This window comes from Pseudomonas sp. AS2.8, from assembly GCF_014190935.1.
Lineage (GTDB): Bacteria > Pseudomonadota > Gammaproteobacteria > Pseudomonadales > Pseudomonadaceae > Chryseomonas.
The window spans coordinates 643565-668193 of the sequence record NZ_JACHVV010000001.1; the positions used below are offsets into that span (position 1 = coordinate 643565).

General features: G+C 65.5%; 21 protein-coding genes and 1 tRNA gene. 14 read left to right on the top strand and 8 right to left on the bottom strand.

All coding sequences use genetic code 11. From position 1 onward, the window contains the following. The first annotated feature begins 10 nt into the window (after window positions 1-10). Both FHR73_RS02960 and FHR73_RS02965 read left to right on the top strand, forming a co-directional pair. Window positions 11-1459, top strand: a complete 1449-nt coding sequence (locus FHR73_RS02960) for an ATPase domain-containing protein (RefSeq protein ID WP_183629454.1) — start codon at window positions 11-13, stop codon at window positions 1457-1459. A 25-nt stretch (window positions 1460-1484) separates the two neighbouring features. After that, on the top strand, window positions 1485-1853 hold the full coding sequence (locus FHR73_RS02965; RefSeq protein ID WP_183629456.1) for a response regulator: 369 nt from the start codon (window positions 1485-1487) through the stop codon (window positions 1851-1853). 79 nt (window positions 1854-1932) lie between these two features. Here FHR73_RS02965 and FHR73_RS02970 read toward each other — a convergent pair whose 3' ends face one another. Then, entirely contained in the window at window positions 1933-2184 is a 252-nt protein-coding gene (locus FHR73_RS02970; protein WP_183629458.1) for a CsbD family protein, read from the bottom strand. 136 nt (window positions 2185-2320) lie between these two features. On the opposite strand from FHR73_RS02970, the gene FHR73_RS02975 reads away from it, so the two are divergent. The 3 genes from FHR73_RS02975 (at window position 2321) to cadR (ending at window position 4770) form a co-directional block, all read left to right on the top strand. Continuing rightward, on the top strand, window positions 2321-3724 hold the full coding sequence (locus FHR73_RS02975) for a hypothetical protein (RefSeq protein ID WP_183629460.1): 1404 nt from the start codon (window positions 2321-2323) through the stop codon (window positions 3722-3724). Between the two features lie 169 nt (window positions 3725-3893). After that, entirely contained in the window at window positions 3894-4073 is a 180-nt protein-coding gene (locus tag FHR73_RS02980; RefSeq protein WP_183629462.1) for a hypothetical protein, read from the top strand. A 226-nt stretch (window positions 4074-4299) separates the two neighbouring features. Next, window positions 4300-4770, top strand: a complete 471-nt coding sequence (cadR, locus tag FHR73_RS02985; RefSeq protein ID WP_183629464.1) for a Cd(II)/Pb(II)-responsive transcriptional regulator — start codon at window positions 4300-4302, stop codon at window positions 4768-4770. Between the two features lie 7 nt (window positions 4771-4777). Here cadR and rimO read toward each other — a convergent pair whose 3' ends face one another. Next, the gene (gene rimO, locus FHR73_RS02990) at window positions 4778-6103 is read right to left on the bottom strand and encodes a 30S ribosomal protein S12 methylthiotransferase RimO (RefSeq protein WP_183630177.1); all 1326 of its coding nucleotides are present in this window, start codon (window positions 6101-6103) and stop codon (window positions 4778-4780) included. Between the two features lie 305 nt (window positions 6104-6408). Here rimO and FHR73_RS02995 point away from each other — a divergent pair, with 305 nt between their 5' ends. After that, window positions 6409-8250 carry a potassium transporter Kup gene (locus FHR73_RS02995; RefSeq protein WP_183630178.1) on the top strand — a complete coding sequence of 614 codons (1842 nt, stop codon included), beginning with the start codon at window positions 6409-6411 and terminating at the stop codon, window positions 8248-8250. A gap of 46 nt (window positions 8251-8296) precedes the next feature. Here the strand turns inward: FHR73_RS02995 and FHR73_RS03000 are convergent, their stop codons facing one another. The 5 genes from FHR73_RS03000 to FHR73_RS03020 form a co-directional block, all read right to left on the bottom strand. Further along, a complete protein-coding gene (locus tag FHR73_RS03000; RefSeq protein WP_158891213.1) occupies window positions 8297-8602 on the bottom strand; it encodes a hypothetical protein in 306 nt (101 codons plus the stop codon). Between the two features lie 96 nt (window positions 8603-8698). Continuing rightward, window positions 8699-9973 (bottom strand): virulence factor family protein, encoded by a 1275-nt coding sequence (locus tag FHR73_RS03005; RefSeq protein ID WP_183629466.1) that lies wholly within the window; start codon window positions 9971-9973, stop codon window positions 8699-8701. A gap of 7 nt (window positions 9974-9980) precedes the next feature. Continuing rightward, window positions 9981-12638 (bottom strand): bifunctional lysylphosphatidylglycerol flippase/synthetase MprF, encoded by a 2658-nt coding sequence (gene mprF / locus FHR73_RS03010; protein WP_260175586.1) that lies wholly within the window; start codon window positions 12636-12638, stop codon window positions 9981-9983. A 189-nt stretch (window positions 12639-12827) separates the two neighbouring features. Continuing rightward, a tRNA-Met gene (locus FHR73_RS03015) sits at window positions 12828-12904 on the bottom strand. Window positions 12905-12994: 90 nt separating this feature from the next. Beyond that, the gene (locus FHR73_RS03020) at window positions 12995-13141 is read right to left on the bottom strand and encodes a hypothetical protein (protein WP_183629468.1); all 147 of its coding nucleotides are present in this window, start codon (window positions 13139-13141) and stop codon (window positions 12995-12997) included. 173 nt (window positions 13142-13314) lie between these two features. Between FHR73_RS03020 and FHR73_RS03025 the strand changes: the two genes are divergently transcribed. From FHR73_RS03025 to dinB, 3 genes are all read left to right on the top strand, one after another. Beyond that, window positions 13315-13641 (top strand): hypothetical protein, encoded by a 327-nt coding sequence (locus tag FHR73_RS03025; protein ID WP_183629470.1) that lies wholly within the window; start codon window positions 13315-13317, stop codon window positions 13639-13641. A gap of 23 nt (window positions 13642-13664) precedes the next feature. Further along, window positions 13665-13898 (top strand): hypothetical protein, encoded by a 234-nt coding sequence (locus tag FHR73_RS03030; RefSeq protein WP_017642220.1) that lies wholly within the window; start codon window positions 13665-13667, stop codon window positions 13896-13898. A 93-nt stretch (window positions 13899-13991) separates the two neighbouring features. Next, the gene (dinB, locus tag FHR73_RS03035; RefSeq protein ID WP_183629478.1) at window positions 13992-15089 is read left to right on the top strand and encodes a DNA polymerase IV; all 1098 of its coding nucleotides are present in this window, start codon (window positions 13992-13994) and stop codon (window positions 15087-15089) included. Between the two features lie 4 nt (window positions 15090-15093). Here the strand turns inward: dinB and FHR73_RS03040 are convergent, their stop codons facing one another. After that, a complete protein-coding gene (locus tag FHR73_RS03040) occupies window positions 15094-17862 on the bottom strand; it encodes a response regulator (protein WP_183629480.1) in 2769 nt (922 codons plus the stop codon). Window positions 17863-18074: 212 nt separating this feature from the next. On the opposite strand from FHR73_RS03040, the gene FHR73_RS03045 reads away from it, so the two are divergent. From FHR73_RS03045 to mazG, 5 genes are all read left to right on the top strand, one after another. Beyond that, on the top strand, window positions 18075-18965 hold the full coding sequence (locus FHR73_RS03045; RefSeq protein ID WP_183629482.1) for an alpha/beta hydrolase: 891 nt from the start codon (window positions 18075-18077) through the stop codon (window positions 18963-18965). A gap of 80 nt (window positions 18966-19045) precedes the next feature. Further along, a complete protein-coding gene (cysM, locus tag FHR73_RS03050) occupies window positions 19046-19945 on the top strand; it encodes a cysteine synthase CysM (protein WP_183629484.1) in 900 nt (299 codons plus the stop codon). After that, window positions 19932-21296: a 23S rRNA (uracil(1939)-C(5))-methyltransferase RlmD gene (rlmD, locus tag FHR73_RS03055; protein ID WP_183629491.1), complete on the top strand. Its 1365-nt coding sequence runs from the start codon at window positions 19932-19934 to the stop codon at window positions 21294-21296. Before cysM ends, rlmD begins: the two co-directional genes overlap by 14 nt. A 63-nt stretch (window positions 21297-21359) precedes the next feature. After that, the gene (gene relA / locus FHR73_RS03060) at window positions 21360-23600 is read left to right on the top strand and encodes a GTP diphosphokinase (RefSeq protein ID WP_183629493.1); all 2241 of its coding nucleotides are present in this window, start codon (window positions 21360-21362) and stop codon (window positions 23598-23600) included. Window positions 23601-23668: 68 nt separating this feature from the next. Beyond that, the gene (mazG, locus tag FHR73_RS03065) at window positions 23669-24514 is read left to right on the top strand and encodes a nucleoside triphosphate pyrophosphohydrolase (protein ID WP_183629495.1); all 846 of its coding nucleotides are present in this window, start codon (window positions 23669-23671) and stop codon (window positions 24512-24514) included. The last annotated feature ends 115 nt before the right edge of the window (window positions 24515-24629 follow it).

Below are 24629 nucleotides of genomic sequence, written 5' to 3' on the forward strand. Positions count from 1 at the left end.
GGCATCGTTCTTGAATCGACTCGAGCGCGTCGTAACCGGTATCCAGGGGCTGGATGAGATCTTGAAGGGAGGCCTGGTCGCAGGCGCGTCCTATGTCATCCAGGGCCGTCCGGGCTCCGGCAAATCGATCATGGCCAACCAGATCGCCTTCAACCATGTGCGCGGCGGCGGGCGAGTGCTCTTCGCGACCATGCTGTCGGAAACCCACGAGCGGATGTTCCAGTTCTTTTCCACGCTGGATTTCTTCGATCGCTCCTGCATCGGTGATCAGGTCCAGTACCTGAGTGCCTTCGACACCATGGAAGGCGAGGGCCTGGACGAGGTGGTACGCCTGCTGCGGCGCGAGATCAGCCGGCAGAAGGCCAGTCTGCTGGTGGTCGATGGCCTGCTCAACGCCCGCTCGCGTGCGGAAACGCCCATCGACACCAAGAAATTCATCGCCGAGTTGCAGGGCCATGCGGCCTTTGCCGGCTGCACGGTGATCTTTCTCACCAGTGCGCGCCTCGAAGACGGTAGCCCCGAACACACCATGGTCGACGGGGTGCTGGATCTGCACGAGGAAGAGATCGGCAGTCGCACCATCCGCCGCCTGGCGTTGCGCAAGACCCGCGGCAGCGGCGCGCTGCCGGGCTTTCACGAATTCACCATCTCCGATGCCGGCATCACCGTGTTTCCGCGCCTGGAGACGCTGTATCGCGATCCGTCGGCCGGCTCGAGCTATCGCGTCGGCCACCAGCGCGTGCCCAGTGGCATGGCGTCGCTGGACGCGATGATCGAAAACGGCCTGCCAGAGAGTTCGACCACCCTGCTCATGGGGCCTTCGGGGGCCGGCAAGACCTCCATCAGCCTCAACTTCCTGGCGGCCTGCACGCCGGAAGCACCCGCCCTGATGTTCGGCTTCTACGAACCCCCTGAGCGATTGCTGCTCAAGGCGAGTGCCCTGGGCCTCGACCTGGCCGGCCGCGTCGACGCGGGCGCCCTGCATCTGCACTGGCAACCCACCACCGAGATGCGCCTCGACGAGGTGGGTCTCAAGCTGCTGGCAATGGTCAGGCAGCACGGCATCAAGCGTCTGGTGATCGACAGCCTGGGCGCCATCGCCCGCTTCGCCCTGCCGCAGGGACGGCTCATCGAATACTTCAGCGCGCTACTGAACGAGCTGCGTACCCAGGGCGTCACAGTTCTAGCCACCTGGGAATTGCGTGACGTCTTTGGCGCGGACATCGCCGCGCCGGCGCCCGAACTTTCCAGCATGGTGGACAATCTGATTTTGCTGCGATTCGTCGAGGCCGAAGCCGAGATCAAGCGGGTGCTGTCGATCCTTAAGGTCAGGGACAGCATCTACGATCCCGCGCTGTGCGAGCTGGTGATAGACGATTCGGGAATAGAACTGAAGAAGGCATTCAAAGACATGGTGAAGGTACTGTCAGGTTCAGCCATGCCCTCAACACAACCATGATCGCGTCGGGTGGGAGAATCTCCAGATGACGACGATACTGGTAGTCGATGACGAATTTCTGATAGCGGACATCCTGGCCTTCGCCCTCGAAGACGAAGGCTACATGGTGGTCAAGGCGAGCAACGGTCGCCGCGCGCTTGATGTCTTCGATCGAGAACTACCGTCACTGGTCATCACCGATTTCATGATGCCGGTGATGAACGGCCGCGAGCTGGCAGAGGCCCTGCGCGAACGTCAGGGTCTGCAACATCTGCCCATCATCCTGATGAGCGGAGCCCAGGCGCACCTGGCCCAGGAGAGTTCGGAGCTGTTCGATGCCGTGTTCCAGAAGCCGTTCAACATCGGCGATATCGTGGATGCGGTGCACCGGCACCTCGTCACCCTGGAGCGCTAATGAGCCCCAAACAAAAAAGGCCTGTCTAGACAGGCCTTTTTTGTTTGGGGCTGGCGTGAAGCCAGCCCCGCGTCTCCGATCAGGAGCGCGAAAGCAGTACGCCCAGTACGAAACCGACACCGCCGGCAATGGCCAGGGCAGTGAAGGGCTTGTCGGCGGTTACATTGCGCGCGCAGTCGATGGCCTGGCCATACTGCTCCTGCAGCTTGCCCTCCAGTTGACGGGCCTTGCCCTCGGTTTGCCAGTCGGCATTGCCGGTAGCGGCGCCGAAGCTATCCTGGATCTTGCCGGTGGCGTCTTTGGCGTTGCCTATGATCTGATCGGTATTCATGAATGCACCTCGTGTTGGGAAACGGGGGAGGTCATGCCAAGCGGCATGCTTCCTTTATTGATCCGCGCCAGACGCATTTCGTTCAGGTCAATTTGCTGTTCGCGACATCTTTCGCGGTTCCCTGTCGAGAGGATCCATGATCTCCAGCCGTCTTTCCGCCCTTTGCCTGCTGTCGCTCCTGGCTGGCTGCAGCACCCCGCAGGCCCCGGTCGAGCCCCCGACCAGTGCCGACGACCTCTTCGCCCGTCCGGTCATCGCCGAAAGCGTTCTTCGTGAGGGTTCCCGCCTGCAGCTGGCGCTCGCCCTGGCGGATGGCGGTTCCGCCCTGGTATCCCTGGATTGCGCGGCTGACCAGGCCGAACTGCTCTACCTGGACGGCGCTCAGCGGGTCTATCCCGGGCGGGTGAATGCCTATGCCGCGCCGCTGCCTCTGAGCGCGGCCAAGGTCACGGCGCTCAAGCAGCGTCCCGAGGTGGCGGCGCTCTGCGCCCAGCCGGCCAACACCGACTGGCGCGCCCTCGCCAGTGGCCCCGGTGGTGACACCCTGGTGATCGACCGCAACAGCCTGCTGGATGCCAACGGCGTACGCCGCTTCTGGGGCGGTCAGCAACTGGCCGTCGCGGTGCAGACACCGCACTATGGCGCTCCGGTGCGCCAGTGGCGCGAATCCCTGGCCGCCGATTGCACGGCGCGCCGTTATCTGCTGCTGGCGCGCTACGGCCTGGACGATCGCGGGCGGGTGACCGACAGCCAGGTAGGCGCCCAGGGCCAGGAAGCCTTCACGGCGGCACCGGTCGAGCGGCGTACGCTGCTGGAAGCCGCCTGTGACCGCCGGGACGCCCTGCTGGCCATGCCACGCCTGGACGGGGTCAGGGCCGTTGCCACCCCACCGGCCGCACCGCCGCCGCCTGGCGAATTGCCCGCGGCCCAGCCACAGCCCCTGCAGACGCTGAAGGCACAGGCACTGCCGGCGCCGCGGGTGGCCGTACAGCGCTTCGTGGAGGAGGGCGAGAGCCGCTACGAAGGCCAGACTCATGCCTATCGCGAAGAGGTGCAGGTCAGCCCCGGCCCGCAGCCCGGATTGTTGCGCTTCAGTGCGCAGGGCAAGGCGGCCCGGGTCGATTCGCTCAACTGGCGCGGGCTGATCGACCTGGTTCGCCGGACCCGTATCGACAATGGCAGTCTGCCGGTGGAGGAAGTGGCCAGCCTGGACCAACTGACCTTCAGCGGCGACTGGCGCGCCCTCGCCGTCGGCAGCCAGGTCGGCTATCAGGCGCGGCAATCCCTGACCGGCAATCTCAAAGGCACCGAGCAGCGCGAAATCAGGTTGTCCTGCAAGGTGGTGGGTGAAGGCGAGGCACGCAAGGTGCTGGCGAGCCTCGGTGGGCGGGCCAAGACCCTGGAGTGCCAGCACGGGGAGGCGGGAAGCGGACCGCGGAGTCGCTGGACCTACCTGGAAGACTACGGCTTCTTCCACCTGACCAGTGTTGGCGCCGGTCGCGCCATGGGGCTGGAAAAGCACCTGAGCGATCTGCGATAGCCGGGCCAGAGGCCTTGGTCGAGTTAGGGTCGCTCAAAGCAGGTTTGGAAGTTCCCAGGCGATCTTTGCTTTGTAGGTAAATATCACTCTCTAAAAGCGCTCTTTCTGGCGAATTAGTACTGGTAGTACGCTGTGTCTATCGAAACAGCACAACCAAGAGGTATTCGCTATGAAAGTCCTGGGTGTCCAAGCCATCGTCGCCGTCCTGTTCATGGGTCTGCTGTCGGGTACGGCCTCCGCAGCCAGCCGCGACGTATCGAACAAATCGATCCGTGCCAATGCGCAAACGCAGTTCCAGTCGGAGCATCCGAACCGGGTCTCCGCGCTCTACCAGAACAACGCCAACTAGTCTGGCCGCTGTCTCGACGCCCCGGCGACCCACTCATCGCCGGGGCGTCGTGCTGTCTGGCCAGCCGCCACGGCAGGTCTCAGCCCCTTCCCCGGGCGATTCGCTTCTCCGGCAGCGCCTCCCTGGAAAAGCCGCGGTTAAGCACCTTCCGGACTTCCGCTAGCCTCTTGCTCCGAAGCGGCGAGCGGCGCAGGCTGGGCGCCCGTCAGCAGAACGAGACAGAGTGATGAAGATCGGCGAATTGGCCAGACGTACCGATTGCGCGGTCGAGACCATCCGCTACTACGAGCGGGAAGGGCTGCTGAGTCCGGCCGCGCGCAGCAGCAGCAACTACCGCAGCTATGACGACAGTCAGGTCGAGCGTCTGGTGTTCGTCCGCCATTGCCGTTCGCTGGACATGACGCTGGAAGAGATTCGCGCCTTGCTGGCCCTGCGCGACACCCCCGAACCCGGCTGTGCCCAGGTGGATGCCCTGATCGGTGCCCATCTGCATCATGTCGAGGTGCGCATCCGCGAATTGAATCAGCTGCGCGAGCAGCTGGTGACCCTCAGGCGCCACTGCCAGGGAGAGGGCGAGGGTGACCGTTGCGGCATCCTGCGCGAACTCGGTCAGCCGGCGGCGCCGTCAGCGACCACCGCCAGCTGCAGTGCGGCCGGGCATGCCCATGTGCCAGGCACCCACCGTCTGCACGACTAGCTAGCGGTCAGAGCGCCTCTGCCCAGAGGTCGTACTCGTCGGCGTCGGTGACCCGCACCCAGACCTTGTCGCCCGGCTGCAGCGGATTGGCGCTGTCGACATAGACGTTGCCGTCGATTTCCGGGGCATCGGCGTAGGAGCGGCCGATGGCGCCTTGCTCGTCCACTTCGTCGATCAGGACCTCGATCTCGCGACCGATCTTGAGTTGCAGGCGTGCTGCGGAAATGGCCTGCTGGTGCGCCATGAAGCGCTCCCAGCGCGCCTGCTTGACCTCGTCCGCCACCGGCTCCAGGCCCAGTTCGTTGGCGGGTGCGCCCTCGACCGGCGAATACTGGAAGCAGCCGACGCGATCGAGCTGGGCTTCGGTGAGCCAGTCCAGCAGGTACTGGAAGTCTTCCTCGGTCTCGCCGGGGAAGCCGACGATGAAGGTGGAGCGGATGGTCAGCTCCGGGCAGATCTCGCGCCAGCGCTTGATGCGCGCCAGGGTCTTGTCCTCGAACGCCGGGCGCTTCATGGACTTGAGCACCTTGGGACTGGCGTGCTGGAAGGGAATGTCCAGGTAGGGCAGCAGCTTGCCGGCGGCCATCAGCGGGATGACGTCGTCGACGTTGGGGTAGGGGTAGACGTAGTGCAGGCGCACCCAGACGCCCATGCCCGACAGCGCCTCGCACAGTTCCAGCATGCGCGTCTTGACCGGCTGGCCGTTCCAGAAGTCCAGCTTGTACTTGAGGTCGACGCCGTAGGCGCTGGTGTCCTGGGAGATCACCAGCAGCTCCTTGACGCCCGCCTTGACCAGGCGCTCGGCCTCGGACAGCACGTCACCCACCGGGCGGCTGACCAGCTTGCCACGCATGGAGGGGATGATGCAGAAGCTGCAGCTGTGGTTGCAGCCCTCGGAAATCTTCAGATAGGCGTAGTGGCGCGGGGTCAGCTTGATGCCCTGGGGCGGCACCAGGTCGATCAGCGGATTGTGCTCCAGCTGCGGCGGGACCACCTCGTGCACGGCATTGACCACCTGCTCGTACTGCTGCGGCCCGGTCACCGCCAGCACGCTGGGATGCACGCCACGGATGTTGCCCTCGTCCACGCCCATGCAGCCGGTGACGATCACCTTGCCGTTCTCGGCGATGGCCTCGCCGATGGCGTCCAGGGACTCGGCCTTGGCGCTGTCGATGAAGCCGCAGGTGTTGACCACCACCACGTCGGCGTCTTCATAGGTCGGCACGATCTCGTAGCCTTCCATGCGCAGCTGGGTGAGGATGCGTTCGGAGTCGACGGTGGCCTTGGGACAGCCGAGGCTGACGAAACCGACCTTGGGGGCGGACGTTTGGATGGACATGGGCTAACCTCGGCGGGCGCTCAGGAGGCGCCTTGATCAAAAAACGCGCGATTCTAGCCATCTCTGCCGCTGGTTGGAAGGGGCAGGCAGGTTGTGGCGACCGCACAGAGCTTTTTGCCGACCAAGGAGTCTATGGTGCGTAAGGCGCTGCGCTGAGAGGTTGCCGCGCCTGGCTACCGGCCTTTTCAACTTGATCCTGACGCCGCTTCGGCGCAGGATGCGCCGATTTTAGACTCTAGGAGCCCTGCATGAGCCGTCCGGAACACGAGCACGGTGGTAAAGCCCCTTCGGCCTTGGGAATGATCGTGCTCGCCACCGGCGTGGTATACGGCGACATCGGCACCAGTCCTCTCTATACCCTCAAGGAAGTCTTCTCGCCGCACTATGGCCTGCCGCTGAATCACGATAGCGTGCTCGGCATCCTGTCGCTGATCTTCTGGTCGCTCATCTGGGTGGTGACCCTCAAGTACATCACCTTCGTCATGCGTGCCGACAACCAGGGCGAGGGCGGCATCATGGCGCTCACCGCCCTGGCCCGGCGTGCCGCCCAGGGCTCGCCGCGCCTGGCCACCACCCTGGTGCTGCTGGGGCTGTTCGGCGCCGCGCTCTTCTATGGCGACAGCATGATCACCCCGGCGGTCTCGGTGCTGTCGGCGGTGGAGGGCCTGGAACTGGCCTTCGACGGCCTGGACGCCTGGGTCGTACCCATCTCCCTGGTGATCCTGGTCGGCATCTTCGCCATCCAGAAGCGCGGCACCGCGACCATCGGCAAATTCTTCGGACCGGTGATGGTGCTCTGGTTCACCACCCTGGGCGCCCTGGGCGTCTATGGCATCGTCCAGCAACCCGAGGTGCTCAAGGCCTTCAATCCCTACTGGGCGGTGCAATTCTTCGTCGACAACCCGGTGAAGGGCTTCATCGTGCTGGGTGCGGCCGTGCTGGCGCTGACCGGTGCCGAAGCGCTCTACGCCGACATGGGCCACTTCGGGCGCAAGCCCATCGCCCGGGCCTGGCTGCTGCTGGTGCTGCCAGGGCTGGTGCTGAACTACTTCGGCCAGGGCGCGCTGCTGCTCGCCGATCCCGCGGCGGTGCGCAATCCCTTCTATCTGCTGGCGCCGGAGTGGCTGCTGCTGCCGATGATCGGCCTGGCAACCCTGGCCACCGTCATCGCCTCCCAGGCGGTGATCACCGGTGCCTTCTCCATGACTCGGCAGGCCATCCAGCTCGGCTACATCCCGCGCATGCAGGTCCAGCACACCTCCAGCCAGGAGCAGGGGCAGATCTACATCCCGCTGATGAACTGGGCGCTGATGCTGGGGGTGATCTTCCTTATCCTGACCTTCCAGTCCTCGGCCAACCTGGCCGAAGCCTACGGCGTGGCCGTGACCGGCACCATGCTGATCACCAGCTGCCTGGTGTCGGCGGTGATCCTGCTGCTGTGGAAATGGCCGCGCTGGATCATGGTGCCGCTGCTGATCGGCTTCCTGCTGGTGGACGTGCTGTACTTCTCCGCCAATGCGCCGAAGATCCTCTCCGGCGGGTCCTTCCCGGTGATCGCCGGTGTCATCATCTTCATCCTGCTGACCACCTGGAAGCGGGGCCGGCAACTGGTGGTGGAGCGCCTGGACGACGGTGCCCTGCCGCTCCCGATCTTTATCAGCAGCATCCGCGCCCAGCCGCCGTTCCGCGCCAAGGGTACCGCGGTGTTCCTCACCGCCCGTACCGACGTGGTCCCCCATGCCATGCTGCACAACCTGCTGCACAACCAGGTGCTGCACGAGCAGGTGGTGCTGCTCACGGTGCGCTACGAAGACCGCCCGCGGGTATCGCGCGGCGAGCGCATCGAGGTCGAGGACTTCGGTGACGGCTTCTACCGGGTGGTGTTGCACTATGGCTTCATGGACGAACCGGACATTCCCCTGGCGCTCAGCCACTGCCCCTATCCAGGGCTCGATTTCACCCCGATGCGTACCACCTACTTCCTCAGTCGGGAGACGGTGATCGCTTCCAAGCGGCTGGGCATGGCGCCCTGGCGGGAGAATCTCTTCGTCTTCCTGATGAAGAACGCCAACGGCAACCTGAGATTCTTCAAGCTGCCGGTGAACCGGGTGATCGAACTGGGTACCCAGGTCGAGATCTAGTCCGGTGCAGCAAGAAAAAAGGCCCCAACAGGGGCCTTTTCTTTGCCTAGTTGAACACCGGGGGCGGCAGGGCGTCGGGATCGGTGATGAAGGGCATCTGCCAGCTGTCGAGGGTCTGCCCACGGCCTTCCAGCTCGCTGCGCACCGTGCCTATGTAGCCGGCCAGGCGCAGGGGATCGCTGTAGTCGCCCTCGCTGAGCTGTTCTTCGGTATAGAGCGTCTTGCCCTGGGCATCGACCACGCCCAGGGCCAGGTCGTGGCCATCCGCACCGGAGGACACCACGCAGCCAAGGGGTTGGAAGGCATCCACCAGGATCTTGCTGGCGGCATCGGCGGAAAGCGGTGTGCTCATGTCGGGGGTCTCCGTGGCTGTTGCAGCCATAGACCGCTGGAGACCGGTTCCTTGTTCCGGCCGTTCGTCCGGGCCCGCAGGCCCGGACGAGATACGCTATTGCGGCGTACGGGCCTCGATGGCCTTGACCATGAAGTCGGCCAGCTTGTCGTAGTTCTCGTCGAAATGGTGACCGCCCGGGCGACCCAGCTTCTCACCCGGCTGACCGGCCTGGGTGCAACCGCTGTCGTCCTTCTCTTCCTCGCCATAGACGCAGAACAGCTTGGCGGCGGGAATCTTGCTGGTTTCCGGCAGGGTATCGGCTTCGTCACCCGGCTTGCCCAGCCAGCCTTCCACGGCGATCTCGAAGTTGCTCTTGCGGCTGAAGGCCAGCAGCAGCAGCGAGGTCACCTGGTCCTGATCCGCCTTGGGCAGGCGGTTGTAGACCGCTGGCAGGATGTCGGCGCCGAAGGAGTAGCCCGCCAGCACGAAGTGCTTGGCGTTCCACTTCTCGCGGTATTCCTGCATCAGGTTGGCCAGGTCGGCCGCCACCTGTTCCGGGCTCTTGTGCTGCCAGAAATAGCGCAGCGCATCGACGCCGACCACCGGATAGCCGGCTTCGTTCATGGCCTGGGCCGAGAGTCGGTCGATGTCGCGCCAGCCGCCGTCGCCGGAGTAGAAGATGGTCACCACATCGGGATGGCCGGGCTTGACGTCCGGATCGGCGGGCATCTCGATGGTCGGGATGTCGTTGTGCTGCCCCAGCAGGCGATTCTTCAGCTGGGTACGCAGTACCACCGGCAGGGCAGTGCCGTAGTCGGCGATGGTCAGGTCGGCATTGCTCTGCTGACGCACGAAGATGGCCGAATCGTCGGTCGGATGATCGTTCCAGGCGATGTGCCATTGGCCAGCGGCCGCCTTGGCCGGCAGGGCATCCGGGCAATCCAGGGTTTCCAGGTTGAAGCCGACGCTCAGGGCCGCTGCCTTGGGATTGTCCTGGGTCGTCAGCCAGCGCCACGCCCGGGCGGCGCCCGGGCCGATGCCGCCGACGAAGGTCGGGGCGCCACTCAGCTGCTTGGCCGCCTGGGTGAAGTCGTCGTTCTGCGCCTGGCAGCTGTTGGCGACCTTGACCTCGTACTGGACGATCTCGGCGCCGGTGTTGGTCGCCAGGCCGAGCAGGTCGGCATCCGCCAGCTGCAGGTCCGACGGCGTGGCGAGGACCACGCGGGCATGCGGCTCGCCCTTGGGTGCGGCCATGGTCAGCAAGCGGCCATCCGGCTGTTCCAGGACCTTGACCTGGGGCGCCGACGGCCAGCGATGGAGCCACCACCAGCCCAGGCCTCCAGCGATCAGCAGGATGACGAGCAGTACTGCGAGTGCACGTTTCAGCATAGGAGTCTCAACGTTTGACCAGGCCGGTATAACCCCCGGCGATTAGGGCGGCGGTATCGGCGAAGGCGACCAGGGGATCCAGGCCGGCGGGCACCGCCATGTAGCGCGGTTCCCATTCCGGATCGAACTTGTCCTTGAAGCGCCGCAGCCCCTGGAAGTTATAGAACTGTTCGCCACGTCTGAACACCATGGCCCCCAGGCGCTGGGTGATGGGGGCGCCACGGCGGGGGTGCAGCCCGGCCAGCGGGACCATGCCCAGGGAGAAGCGGGCGAAGCCGGCGGCCTTGAAGTGCAGGATCAACCCCAGCATGAGGAATTCCATGGTCTGCTTGGGCGCATCCGCGGTGACCCGCATCAGGTCGATGCTGGCCAGATCGGGGCGTTCGGTTTCCAGCAGGTTGGCGAAGGCCACCGCCTTGCCCTGGAAGCGCACCACGGCGATACGGAAGTGCTTGAGGTAGGTCGGATCGAAACGACCCAGGGAAAAGCCCTTCTCGCGTACCTGCTTGCTTTCCAGCCAGACGTCGGAGATCGCCTTGAGCTCGTCCAGCGGCGCTTCGCCCGGGGCGTGGAATTCGATCGCCAGGCCGTCGCGCTGGCCACGATTCCAGGTGTATCTCAGGTCCTTCTTGCCCTTGCTGTCGAGATCAAAGGCATGCAGGTCGACTCGGGCCTCTTCGCCGAGCTTGAGCGCGGTCAGGCCGATGTCCATGTAGAAGGGCAGGTTCTCGGCCCGCACCTGATAGAACACCGGCCGTGCATGATGTAGGTCGCAGAGGTCGCGGAATTTCCAGATCAGCTCGGCGCGGGGCTGGGAGCGGCCGATGGGGTCGAACAGGGCGATCAGACTGCGACCCCGCCGCCCGTACATCAGGAAGGCGTCATCGCTTTCGTGGAAGAGCAGCGCCTTGTCGCCGGTCATCACCAGGCCGCCGTCCGGCTGGCTGGATTTGCGCACGATGCCGAAGGCGCGCTCTAGCTCGGCGCTGGTGGGCGCTTCGATGGGCGGCGGCGCGGCGCGCAGCAGCCAGCCCAGGGCGATGATCAGCAGCAGGACGGAACTGCCCAGGGCGGCACGCAGCCCGCGCGGAGCATCGGCGTCCAGCGCGAATTGCCACCAGAGACGGGTGTCGTAGGGCACGTCCTGATAGGCGAACAGCAGCAGCCACACCGAGGCGGCGACCACGCAGATGCTGGCGGTCACGTACAGCGGCGAGAAGGGCTGTTCCATCAGCCGGCTGCGGCGATAGAAGGATTTGCGGAAGATGGCGAGCAGCGCGGCCGTGATCGCCAGAATGGAGGCTTCCTCCCAGTCGAAACCTTTCAACAGGGACAGCAGGCAGCCCAGCAGCAGCAAGACCAAGGTCACCGCCCAAGCCGCGGAGAGGCGCCGGCGCAGTCCCTGCGCCAGCAATAGACAGACGACGCCGATCAGGCTCGCGCCCAGGTGGGAGGCATCGATCAACCGCTGGGGCAGCAGGAAGTCCATGCCCTCCAGGCGGGTGTCTATTTCAGGGGTGACCCCAGAAAAAAGCAGCACCACCCCAGAAAAAAAAACCAGGATGGCGAGGATGGGTGCCGCCAGGCCGGAGGCGACCCGTACCGCCGGACTGTTCGACAGCAGGCGGCGGCCTTCGCTGAACAGCAGCACCAGGCAGGCGATCACGAACGGCAGCAGCACATAGAACAGGCGGTAGACCACCAGCGCCGCGGCCAGTTGGGCGGCGCCCAGCTCGTTGGCGAAGGCGGCCAGCAGGACCGCCTCGAACACGCCGACACCGCCCGGCACGTGACTGAGCACCCCGGCGGCCAGCGCCAGCAGGTAGACCAGCAGGAAGGCACCGAAGGGCGGCGCCGTGGGCAGCAGCAGATAGAGCACCATCGAGGCGGCGGTCACGTCGAGGATGGTGATCACCAGCTGCAGCACGGACAGCCGCAGGGTCGGCAGACGCAGGGCGCGCTTGCCGATGCGGAAGTGCAGGGCATGGGCGCAGGGCTGCTCGGGCACTCGCCAGCGGCGCAGCGCCAGGATACCGACCGCATAGCCGATCAGGATCAGCGCGGACACGGTGACGATGACCGCTTCCGGAACGCGCAGGGCCTGGGTAGACGCCGGCAGATTGGTCAGGGCGGCGATGGCGGCCAGGGGCGGCAGCGCGGTGCCCAGCGCCAGGCTGGAAAACACCGTCATCTGCGCCACTTCCAGGGCGCTGAGGCCTTGGCGGGCATAGAGGCGATAGCGTACCGACCCACCGGACAGCATGGACAGGCCAATCGCGTTGCCGATGGCGAAGGCGGTGAGGCCGCCCATGGTCCAGGCGCGTGCCGGCAGCTTGACGTCGGCGAAGCGCATGGCCGACCACTCGTAGCCGAGCAGGATGGTGAAGCCGGCGGCCGCGGCGACTAGCGCGCCGATCAGGGAAGAATGTGGAATATCGTGAAGGGCATCGTGGAGGGCTTCGCCATCGATGCTGCTCAGCAGATGCCAGCAGACCACCAGGGCGGCGGCGAACAACACCAGCGTCAGACCCAGTTCGATGGGTTGCCGGTAGGCCGTCAGGCGCTCCAGGAGACGCCAGGGCAGCGCCTGAGGCGGCGAAACAGGGTGGTCCGCAGGGGATGCCGGCTTCGAGGAGACCTCTTTGGCTGGATCAGGTGCAGTCATGCAAACTCCTCTAGACAGGAACGCGCGTCAGATTACTGGTCGCGCGCGGTTTGCCAAGCCTTGTACAGATAAAAAAGCTCTATACCAACCTTTGTAGCTCTTGTAGCTACAGAGTTCGCACCGCCTGGATCTGAACCGGGTCAAATTCAGGGCAAAAAAAAACCACTCAAGAGAGTGGTTTTTCGAATTTGGTTGCGGGAGCTGGATTTGAACCAACGACCTTCGGGTTATGAGCCCGACGAGCTACCAGACTGCTCCATCCCGCGTCCGATGTGGCTCAGTATAGGGCCAAGAAAAAATTCGTCAAGAAAAAATTTAATATTCATCAAAGGCTTATTTACCAAGCAGAGGCGGGCCTACTTGTCGCCGTCGCTTTTCTGCATCTGCACCGACGCCTTTTCGCCGCTGGAGCGATTCTGCTGATCCGATTGGTCGCGATCGAAGCAGCCACCCAGCATGAGGCTGAGGAGCAGGGCAGAGGACATGAGTAGAGGGCGTTTCATGAGGGTTCTCCTAGAGGTACGTCCTCAGTCGACCTGTCTCGGCGGCAAAGGGTCCGCAAAACCCGATGAGGGCCCCTGTGCGATCAAGTGAGAAGGTGATAGCAAAACGCCGCTAAGCGGCTAAGGCGGGTGGTGGCCATGTGCTATCCTCGCTGGGTGTTATGGAGAACCTCATGCAGCCTTCCCAGGATTCGAGTCGTCTGGATCAGCGCATCATGCGCGTGATGGATCACGATATAGCGACACTGGTCGCCCAGTTGTGCAATCTTTCTCTGGCGCTTACCGGCAGCAGTGCCAAAGGTGCGTCGGAGATGGCACTTCAGGTCGTGGAGAAAGTCGAATTGCTCGTCGACGACATGCAGACGCTCCGCGCCGCCGCGCAGGAATTGCTGGACACCACGTCCCGCCATGTTCGTTCCGGCCATATAGAAGATCGGACCGTCATCGCCGGCGACGAGGGTGCACCTTTCGACGATGGGCAGCGCGACCGAACCGTTTGACCAGGAAAGTCCAAGGGGCCGCCATGAATCTCCTGCTGGAAACCTTGCTTCAACATCTCCAGGGCCTGGGTCGCATCGAGTTCTTCGAGCGCAGCGAGCATTTCGCGCGGTTGATGATCACCACGCCCGACGGCGTGATCGCCGAGCGCCACCTCTATTACGATCAGCTGCACCATGCCCATGACCTCAAGGCGGTGGTCGATGAGCTGCGCGAAGAGGTCGTCCACCGGCAACGCCTGCTGCAAGACGTCGGTTGACGGGCGATTCGTCGTCCGCCATGGACAAATCCGGGCGGTCTTGGCTTACTGTACGGATAATCAGCCGCCAAGCCCGGCCCGGCATCTCCCTTCATGGCTCCGGACAGTTCTCCCGTTCAGCTCCCACCCAAGCGCCAGCGCAAGATCATCCATGTCGACTGTGACTGCTTCTATGCGTCCATCGAGATGCGCGACGATCCGCGCCTGGGCGGCAAGCCGCTGGCGGTAGGCGGGACCCCCGATCGCCGCGGGGTCGTCGCCACCTGCAACTACGAGGCCAGGGCCTTTGGCGTGCGCTCAGCCATGTCATCGCATCAGGCGCAAAAGCTCTGTCCCGACCTGGTCTTCGTCAAGCCACGCTTCGAGGTCTACAAGGAGGTGTCGCGGCAGATCCACGGCATCTTCCAGGACTACACCGAGCTGATCGAGCCACTGTCCCTCGACGAAGCCTATCTGGATGTCACCCAGTGCGAGCTGTTCAACGGCAGCGCGACCCTGATCGCCCGCGATATCCGCAAGCGGGTGTGGCAGGAGTTGAACATCACGGTGTCCGCTGGGGTCGCGCCCAACAAGTTTCTCGCCAAGATCGCCAGCGACTGGAAGAAGCCCAACGGGCTGTTCGTCATCGCCCCGCACGAGGTCGACGACTTCGTCGCCGCCTTGCCGGTAGCCAAGCTGCATGGCGTGGGCAAGGTCACCGCCGACAAGCTCAAGCGCCGGGGCATCGTCCTCTGCAGCGATCTGCAGACCTGGTCGCGCTTCGATCTGCTACGCGAATTCGGCAGCTTCGGCGAGCGTCTCTGGTCGCTGGCCCATGGGATCGACGAACGCCAGGTCAAGGTCGACAGCCAGCGGCAATCGGCCAGCGTGGAGCGTACCTATGACCGCGACCTGCCCGATGCCGCCGCCTGTGCGCAGGAATTGCCCGAGTTGCTGGCCAAGCTCGAAGAGCGGCTGACGCGCCTGGCCGATCGCTATCGCCCGGAGCGGCCCTTCATCAAGGTCAAGTTCCACGACTTCACCCAGACCACCCTGGAGCAGCAGGGCGCCGGTCGTGATCTCGACAGCTATCGGCGCCTGCTGGAGCAGGCCTACCGGCGCGGTAATCGGCCGGTACGGCTGCTCGGTGTGGGCGTGCGCCTGACCGATCTGCGCGAGGCGGCCCTGCAGCTGAGGCTTTTCGAGGACTAGCCCGCTACAGCGGGCTCTTGGCCTGGGTGGACAGATTGACGATGGCCGCGTCCAGTTCTTCCAGTGCCGGACTGGAGGTCGGCGCGCCCTGCTTGAGCAGGGTTTCGCTGTGCTGGCAGGCGGCGCGCAGCTGGGGCACGCCGCAATAGCGGGTGGCGCCATGCAGGCGGTGGACGCGCTCGATGAGGGCGATGCGATCGCCGTCTTCGCGCGCCTGGCGGATGGCCTGGCGATCCGCCGCCAGCGAGGCGAGCAGCATGCTCAGCAGATCCTTGGCCAGGTCCGGCTTGTTGGCGGCCAGGCGCAGGCCTTCGTCGGCATCCATCACCGGCAGGGTGGAGATGTCCTGGCCGCCGCTGTTGAGGCTGGCGACCTCGGGTGCCGAGCTGTGCAGCAGGCGCAGGCCGGTCCACTTGAGGATGACTTGGGCCAGTTGCCGATCGCTGATGGGCTTGGTGAGGTAGTCGTCCATGCCGCTCTGCAGCAGGGCGCGTTTCTCGTTGGCCATGGCGTGGGCGGTAAGGGCGACGATGGGCACCGGGGTGCCACCTTCGCTGGCTTCCCAGTCGCGGATCGCCTCGGTGGCCTGGCGGCCGTCCATGCCGGGCATCTGCACGTCCATGAACACCAGGTCGAAGCGCTCCTGCTGCACGGCTTCCACCGCCGCGTAGCCGCTCTCAACCGCGGTGACCTGGGCGCCGAGATCGGTCAGCAGGGTTTCCACCAGCAGCAGGTTGGCCGGATTGTCGTCCACGCAGAGCAGCCGCGGCGGCCGGTCGGTGATGCCCAGGCCGCCGCTTTCGTTGCGTTGCGGACGCTGGTTGAGCAGCTCGGCCACCGCCTGCTCCAGCTTGCGGCTGCAGGCCGGCTTGGAGTGCAGCTGGCAATGCACATCCGGCAGGGAGGCGTGGAACACCGCCTGGTCGGTGGTGGGGCAATAGACCAGGGTGTTGCAGTCCTGGCGGCCCAGTTCCCAGATGCGCTCGGTGAGCAGGTCCGGCGGGACGCTGCGGGCACTGACGCCAAGCACCGCCAGGCTGACCGGCAGCTTGCCGGAGGCCGGGTGGGCGACCGCTTCGCTGAGCTGCTCCAGGGTCTCGAACGGCTCCACGCTCAAGCCGCATTCTTCCAGCTGGTGCTGCAGCGCCTGGCGGGTTAGGGGGTGGGGCTCCACCAGGCCGACGCGGCGGCCGGCCAGGGCGATGCGCTTGTGGCTCTCGACGCTGCCATGGGCCTTGGGCAGGTTGAGGGTGATCCAGAATTCCGAGCCCTCGCCGGGAATGCTCTCCAGGCCGATCTCGCCCCCCATCTGCTCGATCAGGCGCTTGGAGATGACCAGGCCGAGCCCGGTGCCGCCGGCCTGGCGGGTCAGGGAGTTGTCGGCCTGGGAGAAGGCCTGGAACAGCATCTGCCGGTCTTCGTCGGTGAGGCCGACCCCGGTGTCCTGGACGCTGATGCGCAGCTGGGCGTGGTCGTCGGTCTCTTCCTCGACCATGGCGCGCACGGCGATGGTGCCGGAGTGGGTGAACTTGATGGCGTTGCTCACCAGGTTGGTGAGCACCTGGCGCAGGCGCTGCGGATCGCCGACCAGGTGGGTCGGGGTGTCGCGGTAGACCAGGCAGACCAGTTCCAAGTGCTTTTCATGGGCCGAAGGCGCCAGGATGGTCAGGGTGTCCTGGATCATGTCGCGCAGGTTGAACGGCAGATTCTCCAGGACCAGCTTGCCGGCCTCGATCTTCGAGAAGTCGAGGATCTCGTTGATGATGCCCAGGAGGCTCTCGGCGGAATTCTGGATGGTGCTCAGGTAATCCTGCTGGCGCGGGGTCAGTTCGCTCTTCTGCATCAGATTGGTGAAGCCGATGATGCCGTTGAGCGGGGTGCGGATCTCGTGGCTCATGTTGGCCAGGAATTCCGACTTGATGCGGCTGGCCTCCAGCGCCGCCTTGCGCGCCAGGTCCAGCTCGATGTTCTGGATCTCGATGGTCTCCAGATTCTGGCGCACGTCCTCGGTAGCCTGGTCGATGTTGTTCTGCATCTCGAACTGGGCGTTTTCCATGGCTTCGGCCATGCGATTGATGCCGGTCGCCAGTTCGTCGAATTCGGGACTGCCGAGCTGGATCGGCAGGCGCGTTTCCAGGCGACCCTCCTGCAACTGGCTGACCCCCTGGGCGATCACCTGCAGCGGCCGGTTGATGCGGCGGCCCATGCGTACCGCGATGAAGGCGGTGAAGGCCAGGCCGAGCAGGATCAGCAGGAGGCCGGCCACCAGGTTGCGATAGCCGCGCAGCAGGGTGGCGTGATGGGAGAGTTCGAGCTGGATCCAGCCCAGGGTCTGGGGCGTGGCCGGACTGCCGTCGCTGCGGGTCAGGCGCAGGTCATGGGTCTGCACCGGCAGGTTGAAGTGGGTGATGTCCAGCCCGGATCTCATGCTGATGGTCTGGTAGTCGCGCCCGGTGAGCTCCACGGTCATCGACGGACCGGCGTGGGCGAGGAGGTTGCCATCGGCATCCAGAAAGCTGATGGCCCGGACATCGGCCTGGTCGAGGGCGCGCTGGGCGATACGGTTGAGCTGGTCGTTGTCGCCGGTGCGCATGGCCGGGGCGATGAGCGGGGCCATCTGCTGGGCCACCAGTTGGCCATGCTCGATGAGCTGGCTGCGCATGTCGGACAGCTGCACCCAGCTGAAGTAGACCCCCAGCAGGGCCGCCATGCAGCAGGTCGGGAGGACGCTCAACAGCAGGATGCGCCCCTTGAGTCCCAATTCGTCCAGCACTGCGCGTCCCCCGAGGAAATTTGGCGAGTCTAACCCCTTTACCAAATGTAAAGAGAGTCTTTGCGAAAGGGGTCGCACCCCCTGGCGCGCCGATTCGCGAAAATCCGCGAAGGCTGCCACGGTCCCTGGCCGGGGTGCACAACCATTGACCCCATCGGCGGTCTGGTAGGGACTGCCGGTCGTTCCGGTGCGGTCGCGTTCGAGGAGATCCTTTGAAGAAGAGTTGCAGTCTGATGCTGGCGGGTGCCCTGTTGCTGGGGACCGGCTGGATGGCGTCGACCCAGGCCCAGGAGCCGAAGAAGACCACCCTGGTGGAGCGGGGGTCGATGTACTACAGCTTCGAGACGCATTTGCTCGACTCGGCGGACGGCAAGCGCCGCTATCGGGTCTATATCGGCATTCCCAAGCAGCCGGCGCCGATGATGGGATATCCCGCGCTGTTCCTGCTCGACGGCGATGCCGCCCTGGCGCAACTCCAGGATGTCTGGCTGTCCCCTCATAAACTGAAGAGTGCGCCGGTGCTGGTGGCTATCGGTTACGCCGATGCTGCGGACGCCATGCAGGAACGCACCTACGACTACACCCCGGCGGTGGGCAATGGCCGCACGCGCGACGACGTGCGCAAGGACTGGCCGGCGGGGGGCTCGCGGGCCTTTCTCGACCTGATCGAACAGCGCATCAAGCCACTGCTGACCCAGAGCGTGCCGGTGGACCCCAATCGCCAGACCCTCTGGGGCCATGGCTACGGCGGACTCTTCGTGCTCGACACCCTCTATCGGCAGCCGCAGGCCTTCCAGCGCTACGTGGCGAGCGATGTCGCCTATGGCTGGCAGCAGGGCTTCATCCTCAAGCGGGCTCAGGAATTCCAGGGCGTGGGTGGCGCCCGGCCGGTGCAGCTCTGGCTGTATTCCGGTAGCGAGGACCTGACCCGCAAGGTCGCGCCCGATGCCGCCAGGCGGCTGGCGGAACGCCTCGGCGGACTGCCAGGGATGCAGGTGACCCCCCAGGTGCAGCCCAACCTGGGTCCGGAGGGCATCCTGTCGCTGAGTCTGCCCGCCGCCCTGGAGGTGGCCAGCGACGGCGCCGCCACGCGCCGGCCCTAGCCAGGCGCCGGACGGGTAGGGTCGGCGTGGCTTTGGGAGTATCATGGAGGGCTTTCACCCCTGGCGGAACGAGCTGATTCATGAGTCTGCACTATCCCACCATCGCCGATTGCATCGGTAACACGCCGCTGGTGCGCCTGCAGCGCCTGGCCGGCGACACCCGCAGTACCGTGCTGCTCAAGCTGGAAGGCAACAACCCGGCGGGTTCGGTCAAGGACCGCCCGGCGCTGTCGATGATCCGCCAGGCCGAGGCCCGTGGCGACATCCAGCCCGGCGATACCCTGATCGAGGCCACCTCCGGCAATACCGGAATCGCCCTGGCGATGGCCGCCGCCATCATGGGCTATCGCATGATCCTGATCATGCCGGACAACTCCAGCGCCGAGCGCAAGGCGGCCATGACCGCCTATGGCGCCGAGCTGATCCTGGTGAGCAAGGAAGACGGCATGGAAGGCGCGCGGGATCTGGCCACGCGCATGCAGGCCGAAGGCCGCGGCAAGGTCCTCGATCAGTTCGGCAATGGCGACAATCCGGTGGCCCACTACCTGGGGACCGGGCCGGAAATCTGGCGCCAGACCCACGGCAGCATTACCCATTTCGTCAGCTCCATGGGCACCACCGGGACCATCATGGGTACCTCGCGCTACCTCAAGGAGCAGAATCCCAAGGTGCAGATCGTTGGTCTGCAGCCGGAGGAGGGCGCGGCCATCCCCGGCATCCGCCGCTGGCCGGAGGCCTATCTGCCGAAGATATACGAGGCCAGCCGCGTGGATCGCATCATCGACATGGGCCAGCAGGAAGCCGAGGACACCATGCGCCGCCTGGCGCGGGAAGAAGGCATCTTCTGTGGCGTGTCGTCCGGTGGTTCGGTGGCGGGCGCCCTGCGCATCGCCCGGGAAGTGGACAATGCGGTGATCGTCGCGATCATCTGTGACCGAGGCGATCGCTACCTGTCGACCGGCGTCTATGACGCGCGCTAAGCGAGGCGGCGGCGGGCTGCGTTTCCAACCGGCCGGTGGCGCCCGGGCGACCGGGGTACCGACCGGCAAGCGGCAGCTGCTGGGCATCGAGCGGCTGTCCCATGACGGGCGCGGCATCGCGCGCGAAGGCGGGCGGACCTGGTTCGTCGCCGGCGCCCTGCCGGGCGAGCAGGTCGAGGCGCGGGTGCTCGGCGCCCGCAGCCAGGTGGTCGAGGCCCGTACCCTCAGGGTGTTCGAGGCCAGTCCGTTGCGGCGTACACCGCCCTGCAGCGTGGCCGACCGCTGCGGCGGGTGCACCCTGCAGCACCTGCCCCATGCCGATCAGCTGACCCTCAAGCAGGAAGCCCTGGCCGAGCAGTTCCGCCGGCTGGCCGGGGTGCAGCCGCTGGCCTGGGCCGCGCCCATGGTCGGTCCCGAATTCGGCTATCGCCGACGCGCCCGCATCGCGGTGCGCTGGGACGAACGCCAGGGCCGCCTGGAAGTGGGTTTTCGCGCCGAGGCCAGCCAGGACATCGTCACCCCCGACGACTGCCTGGTGCTGGTGCCGGAGCTGCAGCCGCTGCTGCGCGCGCTGCCCGACCTGCTGAGCGGGCTGGAGCGGCCCCAGGCGATCGGTCATGTCGAACTCTTCCAGGGAACGGCAACGGCCGTGCTGGTGCGTCATACCCAGGCGCTGCTGCCGGGCGACCAGGCACGCCTGCGCGACTTCTGCGCGGCGGCTGGCGTCCAGCTCTGGTGGCAGGGCAAGGGTGAGCCGCAGCCGGATCGGGCCGACGCCAGGCTGGGCTTCCGGCTGGGGGCCTGGGACCTGACGCTGGCCTATCAGCCGGGCGACTTCGTCCAGGTCAATGCCGCCATCAACGAGGCCATGGTCGCCCAGGCGCTGGACTGGCTGGCGCCGACGGCGGACGACCGGGTGCTCGATCTGTTCTCCGGGCTGGGCAACTTCGCCCTGCCGCTGGCGCGACAGGCAGCGGCCGTCACCGGTATCGAAGGGGTCGCGGCGATGACATCCCGGGCAATACAAAATGCACGTGACAACGGCATCGGCAACGCGCACTTTCTACAGGTGGACCTGTCGAACCCGCTACCCGCCGATCTGGGCAGCCATTCGCTGGCCCTGCTGGATCCGCCGCGCGACGGTGCGCTGGAAGTGGTCCGGCAGCTCAGGAGCCTGGGTATCGGGCGGCTGGTCTATGTCTCCTGCAATCCGGCCACCCTGGCACGGGATGCCGGAGAGCTGGTCCGACAGGGCTATCGCATGACAAGAGCGGGCATTCTCGACATGTTCCCGCAGACCGCCCATGTGGAAGCCATGGTGCTGTTCGAAGCGGGCAGGATGCCCGGGTAACGACGGCTCGCCAACCGATGCGAGCCAATCCGGCGAGAAGGCTACGCCGTGAGGAAGGGGTAGATGGTACAGGTCAGAGCGCATCAGCCAGTCAACGTCGATGGCAGCATCAACCTCCACGCCTGGCTGGATCACATCCAGAGCGTGGATCCGAATCTCGATCGCGAGACCTTGCTGGATGCCTGCGGCTTCGCCCGCACGGCGGAAGAGAATTCCGGGCAGGTCGAGCACACCTGGGCGGAGGGGACTTCCAGTTTCCACACCGGCCTGCAGATGGCCGAGATCCTGGCCGACCTCAAGCTGGATCAGGACAGCCTGATCGCCGCCATCGTCTATCGGGCGGTGCGCGAGGGCAAGGCGACCCTGGAGTCGGCGGCCGAGCATTTCGGGCCGGTGGTGGCCAAGCTGATCGAAGGCGTGCTGCGCATGGCGGCGATCAGCGAGAGTCTCAATCCGCGCAAGTCCATGGTGCTGGGCAGTCAGACCCAGGTCGACAACCTGCGCCGCATGCTGGTGGCCATGGTCGACGACGTGCGCGTGGCCCTGATCAAGCTGGCCGAGCGCACCTGCGCCATCCGCGCGGTCAAGAACGCCACCGAGGAGCGCCGCAACCGGGTGGCCCGCGAGGTCGCCGACATCTATGCGCCCCTGGCCCACCGCCTGGGTATCGGCCATATCAAGTGGGAGCTGGAGGACCTGTCCTTCCGCTACCTGGAGCCCCAGCAGTACAAGCAGATCGCGACCCTGCTGCATGAGCGGCGGCTGGATCGCGAGCAGTACATCGCCGACGTCATGCAGCAGCTGCGTGACGAACTCACCGCCACCGGCATCAAGTCCGACATCAGCGGGCGCGCCAAGCACATCTATTCCATCTGGCGGAAGATGCAGCGCAAGGGCCTGGAATTCAGCCAGATCTACGACGTGCGCGCGGTGCGGGTGCTGGTGCCCGAGGTGCGTGACTGCTATACCGCGCTGGGCATCGTGCATACCCTCTGGCGGCACATTCCCCGCGAGTTCGACGACTATATCGCCAATCCCAAGGAGAACGGCTACCGTTCCCTGCACACGGCGGTGATCGGTCCGGAAGGCAAGGTGCTGGAGGTGCAGATCCGCACCCACGCCATGCACGAAGAGGCCGAACTGGGGGTCTGCGCCCACTGGCGCTACAAGGGCACCGACGTCAAGTCGGCCTCCAACCACTACGAGGAAAAGATCTCCTGGCTGCGCCAGGTGCTGGAGTGGCACGAGGAACTGGGCGACATCGGCGGTCTCGCGGATCAGCTGCGGGTCGACATCGAGCCGGACCGGGTCTATGTCTTCACCCCCGACGGCCACGCCATCGACCTGCCCAAGGGAGCGACGCCGCTGGACTTCGCCTATCGGGTGCATACCGAGATCGGCCACAACTGCCGCGGGGCCAAGATCAACGGCCGCATCGTGCCGCTGAACTACCAGCTGCAGACCGGCGAGCAGGTGGAGATCATCACCGGCAAGCAGGGCTCGCCCAGCCGCGACTGGCTCAACCCCAACCTCGGCTACGTCAATACCTCGCGGGCCCGGGCCAAGATCGTCCACTGGTTCAAGTTCCAGGCGCGCGACCAGAACGTGGCCGCCGGCAAGGCCATGGTCGAGCGCGAGCTGTCGCGCCTGGCACTGCCCCCGGTGGACTTCAACACCCTGGCCGAGAAGGTCAACTACAAGGCCTCCGAGGACATGCTGGCGGCCCTGGGCGCCGGCGATCTGCGCCTGGCCCATGTGATGCACGCCGCCCAGCAGCTGGTGGAGCCGGACAAGGGCCTGGATACCCTCGATCTGCTACCGCGCAAGCCCACCAACAAGCCGGGCAAGCGTGGCGACGTGCAGATCCAGGGCGTGGGCAACCTGCTCACCCAGATCGCCGGCTGCTGCCAGCCGGTGCCGGGCGATGCCATCGTCGGCTACATCACCCTCGGCCGTGGCGTGACCATCCACCGGCAGGATTGCGCCAACGCCCTGCAGCTGGCCAGTCGCGAGCCGGAACGGACCATCCAGGTGAGCTGGGGCCCGGTGCCGGTGCAGACCTATCCGGTCGACATCGTGATCAAGGCCTTCGACCGTTCCGGTCTGCTGCGCGATGTCTCGCAGATCCTGCTCAACGAGCGGATCAACGTGCTGGCGGTGAATACCCGCTCCAACCGCGAGGAAAACACCGCCAACATGCTGCTGACCATCGAGATCCCCGGCCTGGACGCCCTTGGGCGCCTGCTCGGACGTATCTCCCAGCTGCCCAACATCATCGAAGCCCGGCGTAACCGCGCCGCCTGAGTGGCGTGACGACGACCCCGCGAGGCGCCTCTGGCGCCTCGTTCTTTTTCCAGCGACAGGATTCACCCATGTACCAGCTCGACGACCTGCTGCACCTCATGGCCCGGCTGCGCGATCCCCGCCACGGCTGCCCCTGGGATCTGCGCCAGGACTACGCCAGCATCGTGCCCCACACCCTGGAAGAGGCCTACGAGGTCGCCGACGCCATCGCCAAGCGGGATTTCCCCCAGTTGCGCGACGAGCTGGGCGACCTGCTGTTCCAGGTCGTCTACTACAGCCAGCTGAGTCGCGAGGATGGCCATTTCGACTTCGCCCAGGTGGTGGATGGCATCACCCGCAAGCTGGTGCGGCGCCATCCCCATGTCTTTCCCGATGGCGACCTGCATGGCCCGCTGGACCTGCCGCGGCTGGACGAGGCGACCATCAAGCGCCGCTGGGAAGAGATCAAGGCCGAGGAGCGCGCGGAAAAGGCCGCGGCGCCGGAGCAGCTGTCGCTGCTGGACGACGTGCCGGCCGCGCTGCCGGCCCTGAGTCGTGCGGCCAAGCTGCAGAAGCGTGCGGCCAATGTCGGCTTCGACTGGGCCGATGCCACGCCGGTGGTGGCCAAGATCCAGGAGGAACTGGACGAGGTGCGCGAGGCCATGGCCAACGGCCAGGCTGCCCAGGTGGCGGAAGAGGTCGGTGATCTGCTGTTCGTGATGGTCAATCTGGCGAGGCACCTGCAGGTCGATGCGGAAGATGCCCTGCGCCAGGCCAATGCCAAGTTCGAACGGCGCTTTCGCTATATCGAAGAAGGCCTGAAGGCCCAGGGCAGAGCGCCCCAGGAAGCCAGCCTGGAAGAGATGGATGCCTTGTGGGACGCCGCCAAGGTGGCCGAGAAGGGCGCCGTCGGGCATTCGTTGCAGGGTCGCTGAAACCCAACGCTGCCGGTGTCTGGGCGGAGTTAGCTGGGCCGCTGAGGCTCGGCTGTTGGGCTTCGCTGCGCTCAACCGCAACCTACGGCATCCGCTCTCGCCCCGACGTCAGCTC